22 protein-coding genes and 1 pseudogene are annotated in these 23,989 nt (G+C 62.3%); 12 read left to right on the top strand and 11 right to left on the bottom strand.

Features of this window, described 5'->3' with window-relative positions:
• Window positions 1–38: 38 nt before the first annotated feature.
• Complete coding sequence (locus AC07OJ_RS27525) at window positions 39–302, bottom strand: acyl carrier protein (protein ID WP_257236358.1); 264 nt, start codon at window positions 300–302, stop codon at window positions 39–41.
• A gap of 749 nt (window positions 303–1,051) precedes the next feature.
• Here AC07OJ_RS27525 and AC07OJ_RS27520 point away from each other — a divergent pair.
• Window positions 1,052–1,195, top strand: a pseudogene (locus AC07OJ_RS27520) (DUF3077 domain-containing protein); the annotation flags it as partial.
• Between the two features lie 36 nt (window positions 1,196–1,231).
• On the opposite strand, the gene AC07OJ_RS27515 reads toward AC07OJ_RS27520, so the two are convergent.
• The 3 genes from AC07OJ_RS27515 to AC07OJ_RS27505 all read right to left on the bottom strand — a co-directional run bounded on the left by AC07OJ_RS27515 (window position 1,232) and on the right by AC07OJ_RS27505 (window position 3,239).
• The gene (locus AC07OJ_RS27515) at window positions 1,232–1,843 is read right to left on the bottom strand and encodes a 3'-5' exonuclease (protein ID WP_495095580.1); all 612 of its coding nucleotides are present in this window, start codon (window positions 1,841–1,843) and stop codon (window positions 1,232–1,234) included.
• A 42-nt stretch (window positions 1,844–1,885) separates the two neighbouring features.
• A complete protein-coding gene (locus tag AC07OJ_RS27510) occupies window positions 1,886–2,362 on the bottom strand; it encodes a LabA-like NYN domain-containing protein (RefSeq protein ID WP_034117765.1) in 477 nt (158 codons plus the stop codon).
• A gap of 118 nt (window positions 2,363–2,480) precedes the next feature.
• On the bottom strand, window positions 2,481–3,239 hold the full coding sequence (locus AC07OJ_RS27505) for a DUF2076 domain-containing protein (protein ID WP_495095579.1): 759 nt from the start codon (window positions 3,237–3,239) through the stop codon (window positions 2,481–2,483).
• Between the two features lie 180 nt (window positions 3,240–3,419).
• Here AC07OJ_RS27505 and AC07OJ_RS27500 point away from each other — a divergent pair, with 180 nt between their 5' ends.
• Window positions 3,420–4,079, top strand: a complete 660-nt coding sequence (locus AC07OJ_RS27500) for a YciC family protein (RefSeq protein WP_065910342.1) — start codon at window positions 3,420–3,422, stop codon at window positions 4,077–4,079.
• 40 nt (window positions 4,080–4,119) lie between these two features.
• Window positions 4,120–5,208 (top strand): endonuclease/exonuclease/phosphatase family protein, encoded by a 1,089-nt coding sequence (locus tag AC07OJ_RS27495; RefSeq protein WP_495095578.1) that lies wholly within the window; start codon window positions 4,120–4,122, stop codon window positions 5,206–5,208.
• A 105-nt stretch (window positions 5,209–5,313) separates the two neighbouring features.
• On the opposite strand, the gene hrpB is transcribed toward AC07OJ_RS27495, so the two are convergent.
• Window positions 5,314–7,821 carry an ATP-dependent helicase HrpB gene (gene hrpB, locus AC07OJ_RS27490; RefSeq protein WP_495095577.1) on the bottom strand — a complete coding sequence of 836 codons (2,508 nt, stop codon included), beginning with the start codon at window positions 7,819–7,821 and terminating at the stop codon, window positions 5,314–5,316.
• Between the two features lie 148 nt (window positions 7,822–7,969).
• On the opposite strand from hrpB, the gene pmcY reads away from it, so the two are divergent.
• Together pmcY and AC07OJ_RS27480 are read left to right on the top strand one after the other, a co-directional pair.
• Window positions 7,970–8,389, top strand: coding sequence for a periplasmic Zn2+ metallochaperone PmcY (gene pmcY, locus AC07OJ_RS27485; RefSeq protein WP_106802549.1), 420 nt, complete (start codon window positions 7,970–7,972; stop codon window positions 8,387–8,389).
• 9 nt (window positions 8,390–8,398) lie between these two features.
• Window positions 8,399–9,298, top strand: coding sequence for a cation diffusion facilitator family transporter (locus tag AC07OJ_RS27480; protein WP_065910114.1), 900 nt, complete (start codon window positions 8,399–8,401; stop codon window positions 9,296–9,298).
• Window positions 9,299–9,387: 89 nt separating this feature from the next.
• Here the strand turns inward: AC07OJ_RS27480 and AC07OJ_RS27475 are convergent, their stop codons facing one another.
• Complete coding sequence (locus AC07OJ_RS27475; protein ID WP_495095576.1) at window positions 9,388–10,485, bottom strand: DUF6515 family protein; 1,098 nt, start codon at window positions 10,483–10,485, stop codon at window positions 9,388–9,390.
• 431 nt (window positions 10,486–10,916) lie between these two features.
• Here AC07OJ_RS27475 and AC07OJ_RS27470 point away from each other — a divergent pair, with 431 nt between their 5' ends.
• Window positions 10,917–11,396, top strand: a complete 480-nt coding sequence (locus AC07OJ_RS27470) for an Lrp/AsnC family transcriptional regulator (protein WP_003194418.1) — start codon at window positions 10,917–10,919, stop codon at window positions 11,394–11,396.
• Window positions 11,397–11,599: 203 nt separating this feature from the next.
• Entirely contained in the window at window positions 11,600–11,809 is a 210-nt protein-coding gene (locus tag AC07OJ_RS27465; RefSeq protein ID WP_025999909.1) for a DUF2788 domain-containing protein, read from the top strand.
• On the opposite strand, the gene AC07OJ_RS27460 is transcribed toward AC07OJ_RS27465, so the two are convergent.
• The 4 genes from AC07OJ_RS27460 to AC07OJ_RS27445 all read right to left on the bottom strand — a co-directional run bounded on the left by AC07OJ_RS27460 (window position 11,804) and on the right by AC07OJ_RS27445 (window position 18,267).
• Complete coding sequence (locus AC07OJ_RS27460) at window positions 11,804–12,439, bottom strand: pseudouridine synthase (protein WP_242485932.1); 636 nt, start codon at window positions 12,437–12,439, stop codon at window positions 11,804–11,806. The two genes, AC07OJ_RS27465 and AC07OJ_RS27460, sit on opposite strands and share 6 nt — an antisense overlap.
• A 72-nt stretch (window positions 12,440–12,511) precedes the next feature.
• The gene (gene amn, locus AC07OJ_RS27455) at window positions 12,512–13,984 is read right to left on the bottom strand and encodes an AMP nucleosidase (RefSeq protein ID WP_161630243.1); all 1,473 of its coding nucleotides are present in this window, start codon (window positions 13,982–13,984) and stop codon (window positions 12,512–12,514) included.
• Between the two features lie 173 nt (window positions 13,985–14,157).
• On the bottom strand, window positions 14,158–15,807 hold the full coding sequence (locus tag AC07OJ_RS27450) for an acyl-CoA dehydrogenase family protein (protein WP_495095575.1): 1,650 nt from the start codon (window positions 15,805–15,807) through the stop codon (window positions 14,158–14,160).
• A 69-nt stretch (window positions 15,808–15,876) separates the two neighbouring features.
• Window positions 15,877–18,267, bottom strand: a complete 2,391-nt coding sequence (locus tag AC07OJ_RS27445; RefSeq protein ID WP_495095574.1) for a hybrid sensor histidine kinase/response regulator — start codon at window positions 18,265–18,267, stop codon at window positions 15,877–15,879.
• 275 nt (window positions 18,268–18,542) lie between these two features.
• Between AC07OJ_RS27445 and AC07OJ_RS27440 the strand changes: the two genes are divergently transcribed.
• The 4 genes from AC07OJ_RS27440 to AC07OJ_RS27425 all read left to right on the top strand — a co-directional run bounded on the left by AC07OJ_RS27440 (window position 18,543) and on the right by AC07OJ_RS27425 (window position 22,072).
• Entirely contained in the window at window positions 18,543–19,340 is a 798-nt protein-coding gene (locus AC07OJ_RS27440) for a hydroxymethylpyrimidine/phosphomethylpyrimidine kinase (protein ID WP_049711392.1), read from the top strand.
• A gap of 27 nt (window positions 19,341–19,367) precedes the next feature.
• Complete coding sequence (gene thiE, locus AC07OJ_RS27435; protein ID WP_120450075.1) at window positions 19,368–19,997, top strand: thiamine phosphate synthase; 630 nt, start codon at window positions 19,368–19,370, stop codon at window positions 19,995–19,997.
• Window positions 19,998–20,008: 11 nt separating this feature from the next.
• Window positions 20,009–21,292 (top strand): glutamate-1-semialdehyde 2,1-aminomutase, encoded by a 1,284-nt coding sequence (hemL, locus tag AC07OJ_RS27430; protein ID WP_065910103.1) that lies wholly within the window; start codon window positions 20,009–20,011, stop codon window positions 21,290–21,292.
• A gap of 225 nt (window positions 21,293–21,517) precedes the next feature.
• Window positions 21,518–22,072, top strand: coding sequence for a tetratricopeptide repeat protein (locus AC07OJ_RS27425; protein WP_495095573.1), 555 nt, complete (start codon window positions 21,518–21,520; stop codon window positions 22,070–22,072).
• A 129-nt stretch (window positions 22,073–22,201) separates the two neighbouring features.
• On the opposite strand, the gene AC07OJ_RS27420 is transcribed toward AC07OJ_RS27425, so the two are convergent.
• On the bottom strand, window positions 22,202–22,528 hold the full coding sequence (locus AC07OJ_RS27420; protein WP_495095572.1) for a DUF1820 family protein: 327 nt from the start codon (window positions 22,526–22,528) through the stop codon (window positions 22,202–22,204).
• Window positions 22,529–22,659: 131 nt separating this feature from the next.
• On the opposite strand from AC07OJ_RS27420, the gene miaB reads away from it, so the two are divergent.
• Window positions 22,660–23,988 carry a tRNA (N6-isopentenyl adenosine(37)-C2)-methylthiotransferase MiaB gene (gene miaB / locus AC07OJ_RS27415; protein ID WP_065910099.1) on the top strand — a complete coding sequence of 443 codons (1,329 nt, stop codon included), beginning with the start codon at window positions 22,660–22,662 and terminating at the stop codon, window positions 23,986–23,988.
• The last annotated feature ends 1 nt before the right edge of the window (window position 23,989 follow it).

Raw genomic sequence — 23,989 nt, 5'->3', positions numbered from 1 at the left:
TGTGGGAGCTGGGCTTGCCCGCGATGACGTCAGTTGCTTCAACACAGCTGTGAGCGTTGAACAATCAAATCGACCACCTGCTCGATGGTGGTGATGTGATCCCAATCTTTCTGCGTCGCTTGCAAGTTGAATTGCCACTTGATCTGCATGACAAAGCAGGTCAAATCATCATCAATAATCTTGAAGTCATGGATGAAGTCCGTTTGCTCGGTGACCTGACTTCGGTCGATGAAACCGATGATATCGACGAATAGCTGAATCACCTTTTCGCTGATCTCGGCTCTAGTCGGGCTACCTACCATTTCTTGCCTCATAGGCGCACTTGCCAATACTGATTAGATCAAAGACAGCCAACCCCGCAGCAAGGAAAGGAATGCCCCGTCCAATAATGCCAAATACCCGGACGGTGCCAAACGTTGCTTTCGCCATTCTGGCCACCGTGGGTTGCCTGATCAATGTACGAGGGAAAAAGCGCATTCCGATGAGACTCGCCAGGTTCGTCGTTTTGCTAGAGCCAACATGAACCCAAGTGCCCACGGCAATTTTGTTTATAGGTATGCCGGCGGCGCCAGTGAGAACCGTTGCGGCCGTCAAGCCATAGTGTTGCTGGGTACATTTCCAAAGTTCGTCAAACGTGGTGCTCGGCACCGAGGAGTCCGCATGAACGGGCTTGAGTAACTGGTAACTGGCGCCATGGGTCCAGCCTGGCGAATGAGGTAAAACCATGACTGCCGGGCAACTTGTCATCGTGTTTCCCTAATGAAACGCCATGCTTGAAGTTGAGCCGAAATCGATGCCGCTGCCTTGGAGCTCAAACTGGCTTCGCCTGATTGCTGTGTGAAGATCGCTTTCCTGCATGACGTAGTCCCTCTACGTAAATGACAGCCGGGATCTTAGGTCGCAGCGAAGGGGTATAGACGGGAGAAGGGAAAATCCAGAATGGTCCGACAGGACAGCAAGGCTAAGCCTACTGACTATTCAGAAAGCAGATAAGCGCCCCCAAAAAGAGCGGTTGTTTCAATGGCCAGCAAGACCACTCTCTTTCATTTGCGCGGCGGATTTGCCGCATTGCGCGGTGGGCTCTGCGCACTCGTCGGGCAAAACGATGGATGTGCAGCAGCGGGCGGTGATGCATTTGGTGGAGATGGCAAAGGGGGTGGTGGATCGGGCGCTGGAGTGTGTGCAGCCTCGATGAACACCGCCCCTCCCACATTTGAACGGCGTTGTTCTATCAGAACCCGCGATGTTTCTTCAGATGCTCATTGATCTTCGCCGCCGGCACTTTCTGCAAGGTGCACAGCAGGTCGTGGGACAATTCGCGCAATCCGTGGGTGCGGCGCAGTTCCTGGGCCAGGTGCGCCGTGAGGTTGGCGGCCATTTCCGCATCCGCCAGCGCCCGGTGAGCCTGGCCGGTGTGGGGCAGCTGGGCGAAGGCATTCAACGTGCCGAGTTTGTGGTTCGGCGCCGACGGCATCAGACGGCGCGCCAGCAGCAGGGAGCAGGCGAATTTCTGCAGGCGGGTGCGGCGGATCAGGCCCAGTTCGTAATCCCAGAATTTCTGGTCGAACGCAGCGTTGTGCGCCATCAGCGGCGTGGTGCCGACGAATTCATTCACTTCGTTCATCACCCGCTCAGCCGGCGGCGCGCTGCGCAGCATGGCGTTGCTGATGCCGGTGAGCTGTTCGATAAAGCCGGGCACGCGCACGCCAGCGTTCATCAGGCTCTGGTAACGGTCCACGATCTGGCCACGTTCGAGGATGACCACGGCGATTTCCGTGGCCCGGCAGTGGCTGCTCGGGGTGATGCCGGTGGTTTCAAAGTCGATGACCGCTATACGTTCCAAACCTGTTCCAACTCCGTCTAACTATTTATTGAGCCGTAGCGCTTATTTGAGCAGCAACGCGCCTTCGATCGGCACGTAGCGGCTGGCAGCGCGTATCAACGAGTTGGCCGTCAACCCCGGCACGCCATACGCCACGGCTTCGACGCCGTGCTTGTGGATGATGCGGTCGAGCAGCATGTCGAAGTCACCGTCGCCGGAGGCCAGCACGATTTCGTCGACGTGGTCGGCGGCGTCCATGATGTCGATGGTGATGCCCACGTCCCAGTCGCCCTTGGCCGAGCCGTCGCTGCGCTGGATATACGGCTTGAGTTTCACCGTGAAGCCCAAATTGCGCAGGATCTGCTGGAACTGCTGCTGCTTGCTGTCGCCTCGGTCGATGGCATACGCATAGGCCTCGACGATCTGCCCGCGCGCGCTGATATCAGCCCACAGGGCGGCGTAGTTGAAATGGCAACCATAGGCCTGGCGGACGGTGTAATAGAGGTTTTGTACATCGGCGAACACTGCAATTTTCTTCACCGCACTTCCTCATGACAGCCAGGCGCCAGCGCCCGGAAAGGGTGCCAGTATGCCAGTCACGAGAACGTTTCCGGGAAAAATCAGACCGGGGCGACGCAGCGCCCCGGTTGAGTGCAGGTCAGACGAAGGAATCGTCGTCGCCAAAGGAAGAAGAGTCGTCGGAATAGTCGCTGTCGGCAAAACTGTCCGCGTTGTTGCTGCCCCAGCTGTCGCTATCATTGCCGGCAAAGCGCTGGTCATCGTTGCCCCAGCCGCCCTGGTCGCTGGCCGGCGCCGGTTGCTCGATGATTTCTTCCACTACCTGCGGCTGCTGGTTGTGGTGGAACAGGCTGCTGATGCCCTCGGCCAGCATTACACCACCGGCCACGCCTGCAGCGGTTTTCAGTGCGCCGCCGAGGAAGCCGCTGCCGATCGGGGCCGCAGGCGCCTGCTGCGGTTGCTGGTAGTTCTGCTGGGGCGCGCCATAGTTCTGCTGCGGCGCAGGCTGGCCAAACGCAGGCCTGCCCGGTTCACGCCAGCCACCCGACGAAGCCGGGGCGCTCTGGCTTGGCTGCGGGTCGCGGGAACCGCCGCCAAAGATGCTCGACAGGAAGCCGCCGCCGCTTGCAGGGGCTGGCTGCGACCACTTGGCGCGCTCTAGCTCCTCCTGCAATTGCTGGATCTGCTGCGCCTGCTGCTTGTTCTGCGCGTCGAGGCTCTTGAGCGCGTGTTCCTGCACCAGGATCGACTGGGTCATGTAATACCCGGCGGCCGGTTGGCGAGTCATGTGCTCCTTGATCCGCGCTTCTGCTTGCGCATCGCGGGGGGCTGAGTCCGTTTCGGCTTGCTGCAACCGTGAAAACAGTCCATCGATCAGGGTTTGCTCTTCGCTGTTCATGGCGACCTCGTTAGATTGCCGGTAGAAATCGTGGTACTGCCTGTGATCAGGCCAGGTGCACTCTAGTTATGGGGCTGTTACCAGTTGTTTCAATGGTCTTTACTCAAGGTTTACGTTTGCGTCCCTGCAACCCTGATCGGTTAAAGTGTCGCCCTTGTTTCCAGGCCTGCGATGAACCTGATGAATCCGTTAGACGTATTGCGCGACTCTTTCCGTTTTACCCGGAACAACCTGGGTGCCATCGTTCAGCTATGCCTGCCGCTGGTCATCCTGGAGGCCCTGCTGCAACAGGTGCTCGACCACACGCTGGGCCCGGATGCCTTCCCCGGCTACAGCGTGGTGGTGGGATTGCTGGTGTACCCGCTGTACACCGGCGCCTTGATCCTGTTTCTCGACGCCCGCACCCGGGGCGAATCGCCGCGCACCAAGGATGTGTGGGCGATGGCGCTGACCCTGTGGCCGCGCTTCGCCCTGCTGACGGCCATGAGCACCTTGCTGATTCTGCTTGGCCTGTCGCTGTATTTCCTGCCGGGCCTGTGGCTGATGGTGGTGCTGGCGTTTGCCGAGTATCTGCTGGTACTGCGCAGCATGCCGGCGCTGGAGGCAATGAAAGAAAGCTTCCGCCTGACCCGTGGGCATTTCTGGCGGATCCTGGTGTGCCTGTTGTGCGTGATGACACCGCTGTGGCTGCTCAAGGGCGCCAGTGTGGCGGCCTATCCCGAGCCTGCGCCGTTGCTCGGCGTGCTGATCGACAGCGCGCACAGCTTCCTGCAGCTGTTTACCAGTGTGGTGCTGTTTCGTTTATTCATGCTGATCGGTGGCGATGCCGACGCGCGGTGATATGCTCCGTGCCACTCCCGAAACGCTATAAGCCGAGCCGATGACCCGTTTATTGCGCATAACCTTGCTGGGCCTGTTGATCATTGCAGGCCTGCTGACGGCCCTGATCTACAGCCTGACCTGGCGCCCCGAGCCCAAGGAAATCCTGCCCGTGAGTTGTGTTGCGCCGCGTGCGCCGACCCTGTTGCCAGGGCAGGCGCTCAAGGTCATGACCTGGAACGTGCAATACCTGGCCGGCAAGAACTACGTGTTCTGGTACGACACCACCGACGGCAGCGGCCCCGACGACCGCCCCACCGTGGAAGACATGGCCGCCAGCCTCGACGAAGTGGCGCGGGTGATCCGCGACGAACAACCCGACATCCTGCTGCTGCAGGAACTCGACGAAAACGCCAAGCCGTCCCACTACCAGGACCAACTGGCCCTGCTCCAGGAACGCCTGGTCGACCTCTACCCCTGCAGCGCCCAGACCTTCGACTGGAAAGCCGACTTCGTCCCCGACCGGCATATCTTCGGCAGCGTCGGCCGCAAGCTGGCGACCCTGAGCCGCTACCAGATCGAACACGCCGAACGCCTGCAATTGCCGGCGCCGGACGCCAACTTCATCAGCCGTCAGTTCCAGCCCAAGCCCGCCTTGCTGCTGACCTACTTGCCACTGAGTGATGGCGGCCAGCTGGCAGTGCTCAACACCCGCCTGGACGGCGACGCCCCGGGCCGCAGCGCGGTGCAGGCGCAGGTGCAAACCACGGTCAAGTTGCTGGATAAGTTCGAAGGTCGCGGCACGCCCTGGTTGATCGGCGGCGATTTCAACCTGCTGCCCCTGGGGCAATTCCTGCGCCTGGACGCCGGGAAGCGCGGGCAATATTCGCCGGACAGCGAGCTGCATCTGCTGTGGGACAAGTACCCGATGATCCCGAGTAACAGCGAATCGAGCGGGATTGACCGTGAGAAATGGCTGACGCACTTCCCGAATGATCCCAGCATTGAAGGCCCGGATCGCACGCTCGATTACCTGTTCTACAGCCCACGGATCAAACGGGTGCAGGCCAAGGTGCGGCAGGAGGATACCTTGCGTATTTCCAACCATCTGCCGGTGATCGCACGATTCCTGCTGCCTGCCGCGCAATAACCAACACCTGTAGGAGCCCGGCTTGGCGGCGATGCAGACGACGCGGTGTGTCGGCTGCACCGCAGTCGCAGGCAAGCCGGCTCCCACATTTGATCCCGGTGGTCGCTACTTTCTCGGCTTGATCCTGGCGGTCGCCTCCGCCACCAGCGGGTCATCCGGCCAATAGTGCTTGGGGTAACGGCCCTTCAGATCCTTCTTCACTTCGGCGTAGGTACTGCGCCAGAAGTTCGCCAGATCCTGGGTCACCTGCACCGGCCGCCGTGCCGGGGACAGCAGGTGCAGCTTCACCACTTGGCGCCCGCCGGCAATGCGCGGGGTGTCGGCCAGGCCGAACAACTCCTGCAGGCGCACCGCCAGAATCGGCGGCTGTTCGCTGTAGTCCAAACGCACTGACGAGCCCGATGGCACCTCCACATGTTGCGGCGCCAACTCGTCGAGCCGCTGGGGCAGCGGCCACGGCAACAGGTTATGCAGGAAGCTGGAAATATCCAGGTGGGCGAAATGGCTCAGGCGCGAGACTTTGCCCAGGTAGGGCATCAACCAGTGTTCGAGGCTGGCGAGCAAGGCGGTGTCGCTGATATCTGGCCATTCGCTGGCTTTGCCGGCGTCCAGCTGGCGCAGCAGCATGACGCGGGACTGCCATTGGCGCAGTTCAGGCGTCCAGGGCAGCAACTCCAGGCCTTTGCGGCGCACCAGGTTGACCAGCGCCTGGCTGCGGGCGGACTCGTCCAGGCCGGTCAGCGGTTCACGGCTGAGCACCAGTTCGCCGACTTTGCGCTGGCGTTCGGCACGCAATACGCCTTCGCGCTCGTCCCAATCCAGCTGGTCGACAGCGCGCACCTGCTCGGCCAGCACCGTGTCGAACAGTGACGGATCAAAATCGGCCGCCAGGTAGATACGTTCTTCACGCTGGCCCTGGCGACTGCCCAGGTCGGCGATCACCAGCCAGGGTTGTTTCATCAGGCTGTCGGCCTCGGCGAACAGCGCCGCTCGGCCGTTAGCCAGGCGATATTCGGCGCCGCCGGGGCGACGTTGCTGGGCGACACGGTCCGGGTAGGCCAGCGCCAGCAGGGCACCGAGCCAACGTGGGTGGTCGGGATCGGCCACCGGCTGGGTGGCCTTGCCTCTCAGATAGCCACGGTATTGCCGCGCCAGTTGCTTGGCCCGCTGCACGCCGCCTTGGGTACCGCGCGCGCGTTCTTCGCCGGACAGCAACGCCAGGCGACTGTGCAAATCCGCGCCAGCGCCGCGCAAAATATCGCGCTCCCCCAAGAGCGCGGCGACCTCACACGCGGTCGCCGCGAGGCCCAGATCCTGGCCGCGCAACAGCAGATGGGCGATACGCGGATGGGCCGGCAGCTCGGCCATTTTCTGGCCATGCGCGGTCAGCGTGTCGTCATTCAACGCCCCCAGGCGCTGCAGCAAATCCTGGGCCTGGGCATAGGCGGCGGTCGGCGGCACATCGAGCCACACCAGTTGCGTGGGCGTGACACCCCAACGCGCCAGTTGCAGCGCCAGGCCGGCGAGATCGGCGGCGAGGATTTCCGCACTGCCATACGCGGCCAGGCCTTCATGCTGATCCTCAGACCATAAGCGATAACACACCCCCGGCTCCAGGCGCCCTGCCCGGCCGGCGCGCTGGGTGGCACTGGCGCGGGAGATGCGTTGGGTATCGAGGCGGGTCATGCCGCTGCCAGGGTCAAAACGCGGCACGCGCGCCAAGCCGGCGTCGATCACCACACGTACGCCATTGATAGTCAGGCTGGTCTCGGCGATGTTGGTGGCGAGTACCACTTTGCGTTTGCCGGGCGGAGCCGGGTCGATGGCGGCGCGCTGGGCGTTGAGGTCCAGCTCGCCATGCAGCGGGCACAGCAGCACATCGCTGCGGTCGCCCAGGGCGTCAGCCAGTTGTTGATGGACCCGGCGAATCTCCGCCTGCCCCGGCAAAAACACCAGCACACTGCCGGACTCGTCGTGCAGGGCCTCGAGGAGGGTGTTCACCACACGCGGCTCGATGAATTCACCCGACTGGTACGGCCGGCCCCAGCGCGTCTGCACCGGGAACATACGTCCCTCGCTGCGCAGGATCGGCGCGTCGTCCAGCAGGCTGGCCAGGCGCTCGCCTTCGAGGGTCGCGGACATCAGCAGGATTTTCAGCGGCTGCTCATCGCGAAACAGCTCGCGCCCGTTCAGGCTCAGGGCCAGCGCCAGGTCGGCGTCGAGGCTGCGTTCGTGGAATTCGTCGAAGATCAGCAAACCCACGCCGTCGAGTGCCGGGTCATCCTGCAGGCGACGGGTGAGGATGCCTTCGGTGACCACTTCAATCCGTGTATTGGGGCCGACTTTGCTGTCGAGACGGATGCGATAGCCGACGGTGTCGCCGACCTTTTCGCCCAGCTCACTGGCCAGCCGTTCGGCGGCAGCACGCGCCGCCAGGCGCCTCGGTTCGAGCATCAGGATGGTCTGCCCGGCCAGCCAGGGCTCGTTCAACAAGGCCAAGGGCACACGGGTGGTTTTACCGGCGCCGGGCGGTGCTTCCAGCACGGCTTCATGGCGATTCGCCAAGGCGTCACGCAGGGCGGGTAAAACATCATCGATCGGCAACGAATTCATACTGGCTCCAAAGCAGAGCGGCGAGTATAACGGCGAACTGCCGGATGCCGGTGCTGGTCTCACAAGCACCCCGCCCTTTCGCGGTGGATGCGCTCAAAGGTGGGCGCTGGCTTATAGTTTCGTATCAACCGTGTTCAGGAGAGTCTTCATGCGTATCGCTTCCCGTGTCATTGGCGGTGTCCTCGCCGTCACCCTGCTGAGCCAGTTGACGGCCTGCGGCTCGATTTTCTACCCCGACCGCCGCGGCCAGATCGACGGCAAGATCGACCCGGCGATTGCCGTGCTCGACGCCGTGGGCCTGCTGTTCTATGTGATCCCTGGCCTGATCGCGTTCGGCGTGGACTTCGCCACTGGCGCGATCTACTTCGAACCGGGCAAGACTGCCCAGGTCGCCCCGGAAAAACTCCACGAGGCCATCGGCGCCGACGGCAAGGTCGACAACGCCAAGCTGCAAAGCATCATCCAGAAGGAAACCGGCCGCAGCCTGCCGCTGGATGACCCGCGCATGATCCAGTTCAAGGGCAGCGTGCAACAGCTCGCGTCCCTGGGCCTGCAACCCGCTGCCTAAGGACTGCCCATGACCACCAGCCCCGAACACGCGCGGCTCCTGCGCCTGGCCACCCGCGCCTCGGTGGGCGTGGCCTGTGCGCTGATTATCACCAAGGCCATCGCCTGGTGGCTCAGTGGCTCGGTGAGCATGCTCGCCGGGTTGACCGACTCACTGCTCGACGGCGTGACCTCGCTGCTGAACCTGCTGGCCGTGCATTACGCCCTGCGCCCGGCCGATGACGATCACCGTTATGGTCATGGCAAGGCGGAATCGCTGTCGGGCATGGCCCAGGCGCTGTTTATCGGCGGCAGTGCGGTGCTGATCGCGTTCCAGGCCTACGAGCGCCTGCAACACCCGGAACCAGTGGGCGCGCCGTGGCTGAGCATTGGTGTGATTGTGTTTTCCCTGGTGCTGACCGTGGCCTTGCTGATGCTGCAACACCGGGTGGTGCGCGAAACCGGCTCCAACGCGGTACGCGCGGATTCTCTGCATTACCGTTCGGACCTGATGCTCAACGGCAGCATCCTGGTGGCACTGGTGTTGGCGGGCATGGGTTTTCATCAGGTCGACGCCTGGTTCGGCCTGGGCATTGCCGCCTACATCTTGTGGAGTGCGATCCAGATCGCCCGGGAAAGCTTCGCGGTATTGATGGACGAGGAGCTGCCGCCGGAGGTCAGCCAGCATATGCTGGAACTGGCGCGCGGCGTGCCCGGCGTGCTGGGTGCGCATGATTTGCGCACGCGGATTTCCGGCAGCCACTGGTTCGTGCAACTGCACCTGGAACTGCCGGGGGATTTGACCCTGTCAGTCGCCCACGGCATCAGCGACCAGGCCGCCGATGCCATTCACCAAGCCTACCCGCGTGCCGAAGTACTGGTACACGCGGACCCCGCAGATCAACCCCAAGAAGCCAGCTATAAGCTATAAGCTGTAAGCCTCAAGCCTCAAGCCTCAAGCTTCAAGCGTGAAGCGTGAAGATTGCGACTTGAAGCTTGCCGCTTGCCGCTTGCAGCTTATCAATACTGCACTTGATACCCGCGACTGCTCAGGCAGTTGCCCTGTGCCTGGCGGTAGGTTTGCACCACCGCCGGGTCGGGCGCGTAGGTGACGGCCTGCGGGTCGAAGCCGCTTTGCTGCACCGCCCAGCGATAACAGTCATAACCGTCCTGCTGCACTTGGGCCGGTGACTGGCCATTCGCGGGGTAGGCCACCACGTCATACCCGTTGCCTTGCGGCGCCGGCTGTGGCCCAGGCACTGCGGTCGGCGGTTGCACCACCACGTATTCCTGGGAGGTGCTTTCGTAGGTGTAGTAGGCACCGGCCGCGAGGAAAAACAACGCGCTGCCCACCCACACTTCGCGCGCGTAGTCCGGCAGGTAGCGCACGCGAATCCCATACGGCGGCGTTACCACTACGTAGCGCGGGCCTTGCGGGCGATACCAGTAGCCGCCGGAGAAGAAGTAATCCTGGCCACGGTACGGCACGCGGTAATTGCGGTCGGGAAAACGGTCGACGGTATAACCGGGACGATATTGCGGTCCGGACCCCCAACCATTGCCATGCCCGTCGGGACGACCCGGCCAGCGGTTGTCATTCGGGTGACCGTTGTTGAAGCCACCGCCCGGACGTGGGCCCGGACCATTGCCGGCCTGCCAGTGCTGGTTGCCATCATTGCGACGTGGGATGTCTTGGTAGTTGCCCTGGCGCGGTTCCTGGGTCTGGCGCACGGTATCCGGACGCCCCTGGATCGGCAGGTTATTCGCCGGCTGCGGCGCCGGCCGAGGCTGTTCAGCCCCTTGCGGGCGACCCTGCCATTGCCCGCCACCGTGCGGCTGCTGCTCGGCGCGATCAAAATGCGGATTCTGGGGACGCGGCTGGTTGTTCTCGAAGTGCTGGTTCTGCGGACGCGGCTGAGTGTTTTCCGGCCGTGGTTGATTGTTCTGCGGGCGAGGCTGGTTGTTTTGCGGTCGCGGCTGTTCGTTACCTTGCCGACCACCTTCCGGCCCTCGTTCATGCTGACCGCCGCCTTCAGGGCGCGGGTCGTCTGCCATCACTTGCGTGCCGATGGTCACCATCAGCAAACCTACACCTGCCATACGCCAGATGCGCTTCATGCTATTCCTCACTGCGGATAAGGGCCTAGAACGTCCGGCCTCATAGATAAGACTGGAAAAGCCGCGCCCGGTTCTGAGACAGGTTATCAGTCACGAGAACAATTTTCTCAAGGCAAAAGAAAAGGGGTGACCCGTCGGCCACCCCTTGAGAACTTCGTCCTGGCTCAACGCTTTTGACGTTGGCTCACCTCACGCCGTCTTGTGGACAGTGTGCAGCCTGGAGGCCAACTCAACCCTGCTGGGGTGGCGGCCGCAGCGGGCCTGATTGGGCGAGCTGCTGTGGACTGTTGTCCAGGCGGTGATTCTGTTGATAACGATACCCGCCAACGTCCGACAGATGATTGCGAAGATTGCGTCAATAAACAGTGCTTGCGCAATTTTTAACCCTTCATGGATAATTCACCGCAATAGTTACGACAAAGGCCAACCCAATGAGCAAGCTTGACCGATACGACCTGAGTATTTTGGCGGAATTGCAGCGCGACGCGAGGATCTCCAACCAGGAGTTGGCCGAGCGTATCGGCCTGTCGCCTTCGCCCTGCTCACGCCGGGTCAAGCAATTGGAGGACGACGGCTACATTGCACGCCAGGTCGCCCTGCTCGACCGCAAGATGCTCGGCCTGAGCCTGACCGCCTATGTGCTGATCGGCATGGACCGCCACACCCCGGAGCGTTTCGAGAATTTCGAAGCGGCCATCCGCACCCTGCCCCAAGTGCTGGAATGCAGCCTGGTGACCGGGATGGACGCCGACTATCAACTGAAAGTGGTGGTGCCGGACATGGATCACTACCAGAAGCTACTGCTGGGTCACCTGACCCGCATCGAAGGCGTGACCAGCGTGCGCTCCAGCTTCGTGCTGAACCAGGTGCTCAACAGCACCGAATTGCCGCTGACTCATTTGCGTACCTGATTTCAACAACACTAAAAATCCCCTGTGGGAGCGGGCTTGCTCGCGAAAGCGCTGATTCAGTCAATACACGCGCTGACTGACACTGCGCTTTCGCGAGCAAGCCCGCTCCCACATTTGGACCGTACCTCGATCCAAATCAATGTTGTGTTGAAGACGCTGCCTTATACTTGCCGCCTGCCCCGTCGGAAGAGCCCATGAACAACATCGATCCCGCCCTGTTTGAAGAATGGATGATGACTGGCCTGGTCACCATCCTGATCATTTTCATGGGCTTTATCGTCTGGGACCTGGCAAAGAAGTCCAAGGCCGGGCGCTTTGGCTCGTTCATCCTGTTCTTCGTGCTCGGCCTGGGCGTGGCTGCGTTCATCATCAAAAGCGTGGTGATCGGCCTGATCGAGTCCGGCGCCTTATAAGCGCGCCGGCACTTCCTTCCACTGGCCTTGATCCAGGCCATCGATCGACCAATCGCCAATTCGCACGCGCACCAGGCGCAAGGTCGGCAACCCGACTGCGGCGGTCATGCGCCGAACCTGACGGTTACGCCCTTCTCGAATCACCAGTTCCAGCCAGTAAGTCGGTATGTTTTTGCGAAAGCGTACCGGCGGGTTGCGCGGCCATAACTCAGGCTCATCCAGCCGCCGGGCTTCGGCGGGCAGGGTCATGCCGTCGTTGAGTTCCACGCCATTGCGCAGGCGTTGCAGATGCTCCTCGGTCGGCTCGCCTTCGACTTGCACCCAATAGGTCTTCGCCAGCTTGTGCTTGGGGTCGGCGATGCGTGCCTGCAACTGGCCGTCGTTGGTCAGCAGCAACAGGCCTTCGCTGTCACGGTCCAGGCGGCCGGCCGGGTAGATGCCGGGGATATCGATAAAATCCTTGAGGGTCGCCCGCCCGCCTTCGTCGCTGAACTGGGTCAGCACATCAAAAGGCTTGTTGAACAGGATCAACTTCGGCTCCGCCGGTGGCGCCTTGGCGACTCGACGCGCAGCGGCATACGGGGGTTTCACGCCGGGGCGGCGCGAATCGGGACGGGCAGGACGGGACATGGCAAAAGGAACATCTAACGGTCAGGACCGACAATGCTAGTGGCCTGACCGCCAAATGACCATCCCAACCGCTTAGCGAAACGGCGGCTCGTCGAAGCTGCGCAGTTTGCGCGAGTGCAGCGAGTTGAGTTCGGTGCGCAACAGGTCGACCGCCTCGATGCCGATCTTCAAGTGCTGGCTGACCGCACGTTCATAGAACGCGTTGGCCGAACCCGGCAGCTTGATTTCACTGTGCAGCGGTTTGTCCGACACACACAACAAGGTGCCGTACGGTACGCGCAAGCGATAACCCTGGGCGGCGATGGTGCCGCTTTCCATGTCCACGGCCACTGCGCGGGACAGGTTGATCAACGGGCGCTCCTGGGCCCAACGCAGTTCCCAGTTGCGGTCGTCGTAGGTCAGCACGGTGCCGGTACGCAGGCGTTTTTTCAGCTCTTCGCCTTTTTCGCCGGTGACATTGGCAGCCGCTTGCTGCAAGGCCAGCTGCACTTCGGCCAGGGCCGGGATTGGGATGTTCGGCGGAACCACGCGGTCGAGAATCCCATCGCGACGCATATAGGCGTGGGCCAATACATAGTCACCGATGGTCTGCGATTGGCGCAGGCCGCCGCAGTGACCGATCATCAGCCAGCAATGCGGGCGCAGCACGGCCAGGTGGTCGGTGATGTTCTTGGCGTTGGACGGGCCGACGCCGATATTCACCAGGGTCACGCCGTGGCCATCAGTGGCCTGCAGATGATAGGCCGGCATCTGATAGCGATGCCACACCACGCCGGCGGCAATCGCCGATGCTTCACCGTGGTCCATGCTCTTGTCGATCACCACGTTGCCCGGCAGCACCATGCGGATGAAACGCGGGTCGCTGCGCAGTTGCTCCAGGCCATGCAAGATGAACTGGTCGACATAGCGATGGTAGTTGGTCAGCAGGATCCACGGCTGCACATGGCGCCAGTCACTGCCGGTGTAGTGCACCAGGCGGCGCAGGGAAAAGTCCACGCGCGCCGCGTCGAACAACGCCAGGGGCAGCGGGTCGGTGTTTTCCCAGTCGTACAGGCCATCGGCGATGCCATCGGTGGCCGCCGACAGGTCGGTGCTGGGGAACACACGGGCGAGGGTCGCGGCCGTTACGCCGGAGCCGGCCAGTTCGTCGCCCTGCTCCACCACGTAAGGGTACGGGATGTTCTGTTGGCTGACGCCGACTTCCACCGTCACGGTGAAGTCATGCATCAGCGGCACCAGTTGCTCCAGCAGGTACTTACGGAACGCCGCCGGATGGGTGACGGTAACGCTGTAGGTACCCGGCAACTGGACTTTGGCATACGCCCGGGTGGTCTGTGGGACTTCGCCGTGGCAGTGGTAGGTCAAGCGCAGTTCCGGATAGCGAAACAGCGCGCGTTGTTCGGCGTCGGGTTCGACGCGGTCTTTGAGGTATTGCTTGAGGGCTTGGTTGAGGGCGCCGGTAGCACGCTCATGCAGAGCCGCCAGCCGATCCACGGCTTCTTCAGCGGTTTGAACGACAACAAAAGCTTCGGTCACGGTAAGCATCCTGTGTTCTGACGTGCAGGCCTTTATCTTGCCTGTATCCCGGCCACACCGAAACACCGATTTGGAAACACATTACCTTGCAGGAGCCGGCTTGCCGGCGATAAGGCCTTTGAATTCAATACATGTCTCAAGGCCGCTATCGCCGGCGAGCCGGCGCCTACACGGGACGGTGATCAGGTTTGCGGGGTTGAGCGCGCGACGATGACCTCCACATCGACACCCCGCGGCAAGGTGCCATACACGCGGCCGGACGATTCACCCAGCCGGCTCGCAATGAACCCATCGCTGACCGCCGCATTCCCGGCCTCCAGCAGCAGCTTGGCCTGCAGCGCCACGGCAATGTCCTCGGTCAGTTGCCGCGCGCGGTACTGGATGTCCTGGGTGTCCATGAACGCCGACTTCAGTTGCTCGATATGCCGCGCCAGTTGCCTGTCGCCGTGCCCGTCGCCCAATTCGACGAACAGCGCCTCGAGCACGCCCGGCTCTTTGGACAGGGCGCGCAGCACGTCCAGGCATTGCACGTTGCCGGAACCTTCCCACGTGGAATTCACCGGCGCCTCACGGTACAGGCGCGGCAGGATGCTGTCCTCCACATAGCCGGCACCGCCCATGCACTCGGCGGCTTCGTTGATCATCGCCGGCGCACGCTTGCAGATCCAATACTTGCCCACCGCCGTCACCAGCCGGGCGAACTTGGCTTCCTGCTCATTATCCAGATGATCCAGCGCCCGGCCCATGCGCATGCTCAAGGCCAGCGAGGCTTCGCTTTCCAGGGCCAGGTCGGCCAGCACGTTTTGCATCAGCGGTTGCTCGCTGAGCACACGCCCGCCCACGGAGCGATGAGCACAATGATGGCTGGCCTGGGTCAACGCCTGGCGCATCAGGGCACTGGAGCCGACCATGCAGTCGAAGCGGGTCATGGCGACCATCTCGATGATGGTCGGTACGCCACGGCCCTCTTCGCCGATCATCCAGGCCAGGGCGCCGCGAAACTCGACTTCGCTGGAGGCGTTGGAGCAATTCCCGAGTTTGTTTTTCAGGCGCTGGATATAGAACTCGTTGCGCGTGTCATCCGGGCGGTGCCGAGGCAGTAGGAAACAGGTCAGGCCCTTGTCAGTCTGCGCCAGGGTCAGGAACGCATCGCACATCGGCGCCGAGCAGAACCACTTGTGCCCCACCAGCTCGTAGGCCTGTCCCGGGCCACCGGCGCCTACCGGATAGGCGCGGGTGGTGTTGGCGCGCACGTCGGTGCCGCCTTGTTTCTCGGTCATGGCCATGCCGATGGTGGCACCGCCCTTGTGGGCGATGCCGACGTTGCGCGGGTCGTATTCGGTGCTGAGGACTTTCGGCAACCAGGTCTGCGCAAGATCCGGCTGCAGGCGCAGGGCCGGCACGCAGGCAAAGGTCATGGTCAACGGACAGCCGGTGCCGGCTTCGGCCTGGCTGTGCAGGTAGGTCATGGCCGCGCGGGCGACATGCGCGCCGGACTGCGGATGGGCCCACGGCAGCGACGGCAGGCCGTGTTCGACGGCGGTGCGCATCAGTTCGTGGTAGGCCGGATGAAACTCCACCAGGTCGATGCGATGCCCATAACGGTCATGGCTGTTGAACACCGGTTTGTTCTGGTTCGCCAGGAATCCGGCCGCCATCAACGGCCCGCCGGCCAGCTCCCCGTAGGCATCGATGCGCGTCTCGGCCCAGCCGGCACCGAAGCGGCGCGACCACTCTTGCAGGGGCAGGTCGATGCGGTAGAGGTTGGTGCCATCCAGGGATGGCGGCTGGTTGGTGACGTCGTGGGTTTCGGCGAACGAGTGCAGGTTCATGACGGGCCTCCTGGAAAAAAGGCCACGTCGATTTGAGGCCTGAATTTCAGTTAAGCATCGACACCGGGCTTAAAAAAGTGGCATACCCGCCGAATGTCCGGCGCTTTCGCCCTCTACTCGCCCCAACAATCGACGCTCCAACACCGCCTGCAAAGCGTCGAAACGCACGGGCTTGGCCAGGCGCTCGGAGACGCCGATGCCATGGCAATGTTCGCGCTCGGACACATTCAGCGACGTACTCAAGGCAATCACCGGCAACTCAGCGCAGCCAGGCAGTGCACGAATCTGACAACACAACGAGAAACCGCCTTCAGGTATATCCAGCAATACTGCGTCGAATGTCTCGGCCTGCAGGCTCGCCAACGCGGATGGCCCGCTGTCCACGGTTTTTACCCGGTAACCGAGCTTGAGCAACATGCCGCGCACAGCCAGCTGGCCCACGCTGTTGTCATCCACCAGCAGCACCGCGCACTCCTGCGGGCCACGCTGCCGATCGGGTGTCCGCTTTGGCTCCGGCGCCACCAGGCTGACCTGCATCTCCAACTGGAAGCGACTGCCCTTGCCCGGCTCGGAGTGATGGGTGAGGCGCCCGCCCAGCAGTTCGATCAACTGCCGGCAAATCGCCAGGCCAATCCCCAGGCCACCGTATTCGCGGGTGGTCGAGCCATCAAGCTGGAAGAAACGCTGGTACAGCGTGGCTTCGTCGAGGAAGGCGAAGCCGATACCGGTGTCGGTGACGATAAAACTCAAGCGCACGCCACCGTCACTCTGCGGCACGCCCACCACTCGCAGGCGCACCGAGCCCTCATGGGTAAACTTGAAAGCGTTGTCCAGCAGGCAATCCAGGCACTGCAGGAGTTTGTCGGCGTCGCCCATCACGCGGTCCGGCAACTCGTCCGCCACGTCGATGGAAAACGCCAGGCCTTTGCTCTGGGCGCTGGCATTGAATTGCTGGCGCAACCCGTCGAGCGCGCCGCGCAGGCTGAAGACCTTGGGCTGGGGAGTCAGGCGTCCGGCTTGCAACTCGGTCAGCGTCAGAATGCCGTTGACCATGCGCATCATGTCCCGCGCCGAACCGGCGGCGGTTTGCTGGTACTGCGCCAGGTCGTCGTCCAGCGGCACGGTTTGCATCAGTTCGAGGGAGCCGATCACGCCGTTCATCGGCGTGCGCAATTCATGGGTCAGGGTCGCAAGGAATTCATCCTTGAGCCGGTTGCTGCGGGCCAACTGCTGGTTGAGCACTTCAAGCTTCTGGCTGGCATCGAACAGGATCTGCGCCTGCTGCTCGCGCATGGAATTGATGCGGTCGGCCAACGCCAGGGACAACAGCGCCACTTCGATAGCCGAACCGATCTGGCTGGCGTACATGGTGAGAAACATATTCGGCAGGTAGCCCAGCACCATCAGGGTATTGATCACCCCACCGAGCAGGAACGCCGACCAGGCGATGATGAAATACCGCGCCATGCGCTGGCCGCAATACCAGGCCTTGATGGCGGCGACGAAGATGGTCACGGTAAACACCAGCGCCAGGCCGGTGGCCAGGCGCAAGGCCACCGCATAGCTGGTCAGCAGCGCCAGCGCCATGACGACCGCGCCGCACGCCGCCAGCCCCAGCAGGATGCGGTTGAGCCAGCGGCTGTGCTGCGCGGTGTGCAGGAAACTGCGGGCGAACAGGCTGCCGAACAGCGCCGCCGAGCCGATCAGGAACGGCACCGCTGCGTTCGCCCACCACGGGTTGTTCGGCCAGAAGTACTCCACCGCCACGCCATTGACCGACAGCTGGTAGAGGCCGAACGAGGCGATATAAAGGATGTAATAGAGGTAGCTGGTGTCGCGCACGCTCAGGTAGATGAACAGGTTGTAGACCAGCATCCCAAGCAGCACGCCGTAGATCACCCCGAGCACAGACAGGCGCAGGGGTTGTTGTTCCAGATAAGCGGTGCCGGCCCACAGCGTCAAGGGCGCCTGGATCGAGCCTTCGCTTTGTAGGCGCAGGTAGACCGTCTGCCGTTGATCGGGCACAAAGTTGAGCTTGAACAGGTAGTTGCTCTGGCGTACTTCACGGCTGGAAAACGGCAATGCGCTGCCCGTGCGGGAGGTCAGCCGGTAGGTGCCGGTACCGTCGTTCTGGTACAGGTCCAGGTGATTCAGCGGTGGGTAGGCCAACTCCAAAAACCAGGTGCGCGGCGCGCGCGGGTCCTTGGCCAGGTAATGCAGGTCGACCTTGAGCCACAACACCGAGCGCGAATAGCCGGCGTTGAGGGTGGCTTTGTCATGGGGCTTGAATTGGGCGGCGTAGGCGGGTGAACTGACGTCGGCGATGGTCAGCGCATCGGTGGGGTCTTCGAGCACTTGCATGACTCGGCCCAGCGGTAGGCTTCGCGTGTCCTGGTTGAACTCGATGGCGCTGGCGAGCATTGGCAGCCCGCACAACAATAAAATCAGCAAATAGCGCATAGAGCCCCAGTGTGGCGTGTCCGGTTATGTCAAAAGCCCCCCATTCCTTTTGAGAAGACGTACACCGGCGGTACATTAAGTTGTTTGGATCCACTTTAGCATAGCCGCTAAAGGCCATTGGACACCATTGAAATAATTTTTTGAAAGGCTCTAGGACGCGGGTTTCAGCGGGTTTTCTCGAGTGAAAAAGCGCCAAAAAAGCGTCACAACCACGGCAACATTCAACCCTCACCCGACAGCCACGCAAAAAGCGTTTGGTGGTAAGCTCGCGCACCATGAATATCTACAGCTCTCGCCCCGTTGTCCTCTGTCTCTCCGGCCATGATCCCAGTGGTGGCGCCGGCTTGCAGGCAGATATCGAAGCCCTGCTCGCCCAGGGCTGCCATGCGGCTCCGGCCGTTACCGCCCTGACCGTGCAGAACACCGTCAACGTCAGCGATTTCCGCGTGCTTGACCGCGAGTGGGTGCTGGCCCAGGCCAATGCCGTGCTCGGCGACTCCGAAGTGGCAGCGGTCAAGCTGGGCATGCTCGGGTCCACCGCGATGGTCGACACCGTGGTCGAACTGCTGCAGGCGCACCCGCACCTGCCGGTCGTCTGCGACCCGGTGCTGCGCGCCGGCGGCGGTGGCAGCCTGGGCAAGGATGAAGTCGGCTATGCCATGCGCGAGCGGCTGTTGCCGCTGTCGCTGATCGCCACGCCGAACCTGCCCGAAGCGCGCATCCTCGCCGAACTGCCCGAGGGCACGGCAGACGAATGCGCCGAAAAGCTGCTGCCGTACATCAAGCACCTGCTGATCACCGGCGGGCATGGCGACGAGCATGAAGTGCACAACCGCCTGTACAGCCGTGACGGCACGCGCCAGACCTTCACCTGCCAGCGCTTGCCCGGCAGCTATCACGGTTCGGGCTGCACGCTTGCCAGTGCCCTGGCCGGCCGGATTGCCCAGGGCGAAGGGTTGGTCAGCGCGGTGCAATCGGCCCTCAACTACACTTGGCGCACCCTGCGTGACGCCGAACAACTCGGTCAGGGCCAGTTCGTACCGCGTCGGTTGCCGCTGGATTTCTGCTCGTAACTTTTTTTGCTCGAAGGGGCCTGCCCGATGAAACTACGTGGCCTGTATGCCATTACCGACAGCCAACTGTTGGCTGGCAAGTTCCTCGCCTATGTCGAAGCGGCGCTGGACGGTGGCGTGACCCTGCTGCAGTACCGCGACAAAAGCAGCGACGAAGCCCGGCGCCTGCGTGAGGCCGAGAAGCTGCGCGAACTGTGCTCGCGCTACAAGACCCAACTGATCATCAACGACGACGCCGAGCTGGCCGCGCGCCTGGGCGTCGGCGTGCACCTGGGCCAGACCGACGGCCCGCTGACCCCGGCCCGCGCGTTGCTGGGCTCCAAGGCGATCATCGGCGCGACCTGCCACAGCCAGATCGAGCTGGCCGAGCAGGCCGCCAAGGAAGGCGCCAGCTATGTCGCCTTCGGCCGCTTCTTCACGTCCAACACCAAGCCGGGCGCTTCTGCCGCCACCGTCACCATGCTGGCCCAGGCCCGCGCGCGCCTGCAGCTGCCGATCTGCGTGATCGGCGGCATCACCCTGGAGAACGCCGAACCGCTGGTGGCGCATGGCGCTGACCTGCTGGCCGTGGTGCACGGCCTGTTCGGTGCGGACAGCACCCAGGAAGTGACGCGTCGCGCCCGCGCCTTCAACGATCTTCTTAAATATTCAGTTTAGAGAGCCCGATCATGTCCCGTTCCGAAACCCTGTTTGCCAATGCCCAGAAACACATCCCCGGCGGTGTGAACTCCCCCGTGCGTGCGTTCAAGAGCGTGGGCGGCACGCCACTGTTCTTCAAGCATGCCGAAGGCGCGTACGTCACTGACGAAGATGACAAGCGCTACGTCGACTACGTCGGCTCCTGGGGCCCGATGATCCTCGGCCACAGCCACCCGGACGTACTCGACGCGGTGCGCAAGCAGCTGGAACACGGCCTCTCCTACGGCGCGCCGACCGCCATGGAAACCGAGATGGCTGACCTGGTGTGCTCGATCGTGCCGTCGATGGAGATGGTGCGGATGGTCAGCTCGGGCACCGAAGCCACCATGAGCGCGATTCGCCTGGCCCGTGGTTTCACCGGTCGCGACAGCATCATCAAGTTTGAAGGCTGCTACCACGGCCACTCCGACAGCCTGCTGGTCAAAGCCGGTTCGGGCGCGCTGACACAGGGCGTACCCAGCTCGGCCGGCGTGCCTGCGGCGTTTGCCAAACACACCCTGACCCTGCCGTTCAACGACATCGCGGCCGTCGAGCAGATGCTCGATGAAGTCGGGCAAGACGTGGCGTGCATCATCGTCGAGCCGGTGGCCGGCAACATGAACTGCGTACCACCGGCGCCGGGCTTTCTCGAAGGCCTGCGCGAGCAGTGCGACAAGCACGGCGTGGTGCTGATTTTCGACGAGGTGATGACGGGTTTTCGCGTTGCACTCGGCGGCGCACAGGCGCACTACGGCGTCACGCCGGACCTGAGCACCTTCGGCAAGATCATCGGCGGCGGCATGCCGGTCGGCTGCTTCGGCGGCAAGCGCGAAATCATGCAGCACATCGCGCCGCTGGGCCCGGTGTACCAGGCAGGCACCTTGTCGGGTAACCCGCTGGCGATGGCTGCCGGCCTGACCACCCTGCGCCTGATCAGCCGTCCGGGCTTCCACGCCGAGCTGACCGACTACACCACCCGCCTGCTCGACGGCCTGCAACAGCGCGCCGATGCCGCCGGCATTCCGTTTGTGACGACCCAGGCGGGCGGCATGTTTGGCCTGTACTTCAGCGGCGCCGATGACATCGTCACCTTTGATGACGTGATGGGCAGCGATGCCGATCTGTTCAAGCGCTTCTTCCACCTGATGCTCGAAGGCGGCGTGTACCTGGCACCGAGCGCCTTCGAAGCCGGCTTCACCTCGATCGCCCATGGCGACGCCGAGCTGAAACTGACCCTCGATGCCGCCGAGCGCGCCTTCGCGGCCTTGAAATAAACGACGGAAAAAATCAGGCGCCGCCCCAGCGGTGTCTGATTTGCTACTTTGTTTACAGAGATTTCCGAGTTTTTTCGAGAAACCACCTGCAATCCGGCAGATAACTTGCCCAACCAGCAGAAAAACGAGTAAAGACTTTGTAAGCAGAGGCCTGCTTATTTCATAATGCGCGCTTATTGGATCCCCCGAGGATCCGCGCGCCCCGTCAGAGGTAAGTCGATTCCCATGAAACGCACCGGCCGCACCCTGGTTCTGGGCTGCCTGTTGCTCCTTCAGCCGCTGCTGGCACATGCACAAGCAGGCGGCAACTCGTTGTTAATCCCAGCGATGGGTCGTTGCACCCTCAATACCCAGCCAGACAGCCAGGCCGAAGCCCTGAGCGCGTGCCAGAAACAGGCCGACGGTGGGGATGCGCAGGCGCAATACGAGTTGGGCGAGTACTACCACGACAGCAAGAACCCCGCCCGCGACCTCAACAAAGCCTTGAGTTACTTCGAGAAAGCCTCGTTGCAGGGCCACGCGCAGGCGCAATTCCAGCTCGGCACCATGTTCTTCAAAGGTGAGGGTGTGCCGGCCAATAACGTTCAGGCGTATATCGTGCTGAAGATGGCGGCGGTCAACGGCGCCGAAGACGCGCTGGACACTGCCGACGAAGTCGCCGAACACATGCAGCGCAAAGAATTGGAAACCGCGACCCAGGTGCTGGGCCAGATTTTCCGCAACTACCTGCAGGAACTGCAGAGCGCAGATGGCAGCTCGCCATTCTCGCCGCTGCCCTGAGTTTTGTAGCGCCTTTACTGCCGCCTTCGCGAGCAAGCCCGCTCCCACATTCGACTGCGTTCCAAAGGTGGAACTCGGTCGAATGTGGGAGCGGGCTTGCTCGCAAAGGGGTCGGCGCGGTCTTAAGCCTTACTTCTCAGGCATCGGCACCGGAAACGGCATGACATTGCTCAAGCCCCGGGCTTCGCTGATTTTCGGCGTGCCCAGGCGCTCGACTTCATCGATGCGCACAATCGAATGCATCGGCACAAAACTGCGCACCACGCCTTCAAACTGCGCCTTGAGTTTTTCCTCGCCCGGGTCGACGACCAACTGGGTGCGCTCGCCAAAGACGAACTCTTCCACTTCCAGGAAGCCCCACAGATCACTTTGATAGATCTGCTTGGCGTACATTTCGAACACCTGGCCCTGGTTAAGGAAAATCACCTTATAGATTGGAGCTTCACGTTTGGTCATGGTGGGCGAATAACACATCGGGGATATAAAAGAGGGCGCGAACTATAGCATGGCACCCGATGCACAACGCTAGGAACCAATGGGCATGCCCCCTATAATGCGCGGTTCTTTACCACCAGTTGACGATCCCCATGGCCAAGAAGCTCTATATCGAAACCCACGGTTGCCAGATGAACGAGTACGACAGCTCGCGCATGGTCGATCTGCTGGGTGAACACCAGGCCCTGGAAGTCACCGCCCGCGCCGAAGATGCCGACGTGATCCTGCTCAATACCTGCTCGATCCGCGAGCGAGCCCAGGATCGGGTGTACTCGCAGCTCGGCCGCTGGCGCGAATTGAAACTGGCCAACCCGGACATGGTGATCGCCGTCGGCGGTTGCGTGGCGAGCCAGGAAGGTGCGGCGATCCGCGACCGCGCCCCCTATGTGGACGTGGTGTTCGGCCCACAAACCTTGCACCGCCTGCCGGAAATGATCGACGCCGCACGCTTCACCAAGCTGCCGCAGGTCGATGTCTCATTCCCGGAAATCGAAAAATTCGACCACTTGCCCGAGCCGCGTATCGACGGGCCGAGTGCCTACGTGTCGGTGATGGAAGGCTGCAGCAAGTACTGCACCTTCTGCGTGGTGCCCTACACCCGGGGTGAAGAAGTCAGCCGGCCGTTTGACGACGTGATGTCGGAAATCATCCACCTCGCCGAAAACGGCGTGCGCGAAGTGACCTTGCTGGGCCAGAACGTCAACGGCTATCGCGGCCTGACCCACGACGGGCGCCTGGCCGACCTGGCGGAGCTGATCCGGGTGGTCGCCGCCGTCGACGGCATCGAGCGTATTCGCTACACCACCTCGCACCCGCTGGAGTTCTCCGACAGCCTGATCCAGGCTCACGCCGAAGTGCCGGAACTGGTCAAACACCTGCACTTGCCGGTGCAATCAGGCTCGGACCGCATCCTCTCGGCGATGAAGCGCAACCACACCGCGCTGGAATACAAATCCAAACTGCGCAAGCTGCGCGCGGCGGTGCCGGGTATCTGCATCAGCTCGGACTTTATCGTCGGCTTCCCCGGCGAAACCGAAAAAGACTTCCAGCAGACGATGAAGCTGATCGAAGACGTCGGTTTCGACTTCTCCTACTCGTTCGTCTACAGCCAGCGCCCGGGCACCCCAGCGGCGGACCTGCTGGACGAAACCCCGGAAGAGCTGAAAAAAGAGCGCCTGAATGCCCTGCAACATCGCTTGAACCAGCAGGGTTTCGAGATCAGCCGACAAATGGTCGGCTCAACCCAGCGCATCCTGGTCACCGACTACTCGAAAAAAGACCCGGGCGAATTGCAGGGCCGTACCGAGAACAACCGAATCGTCAACTTCCGCTGCGATAATCCCACGCTGATCGGCCAGTTTGCCGATGTGCACATCGATGCGGCGCAACCGCACTCGTTGCGCGGCTCGTTGATCAACTGAC

The organism is Pseudomonas sp. GW821-FHT09C08 (assembly GCF_059418125.1).
Note: the sequence above shows the minus strand (reverse complement) of the source record. Positions and strands in the feature narration are given on the sequence as shown.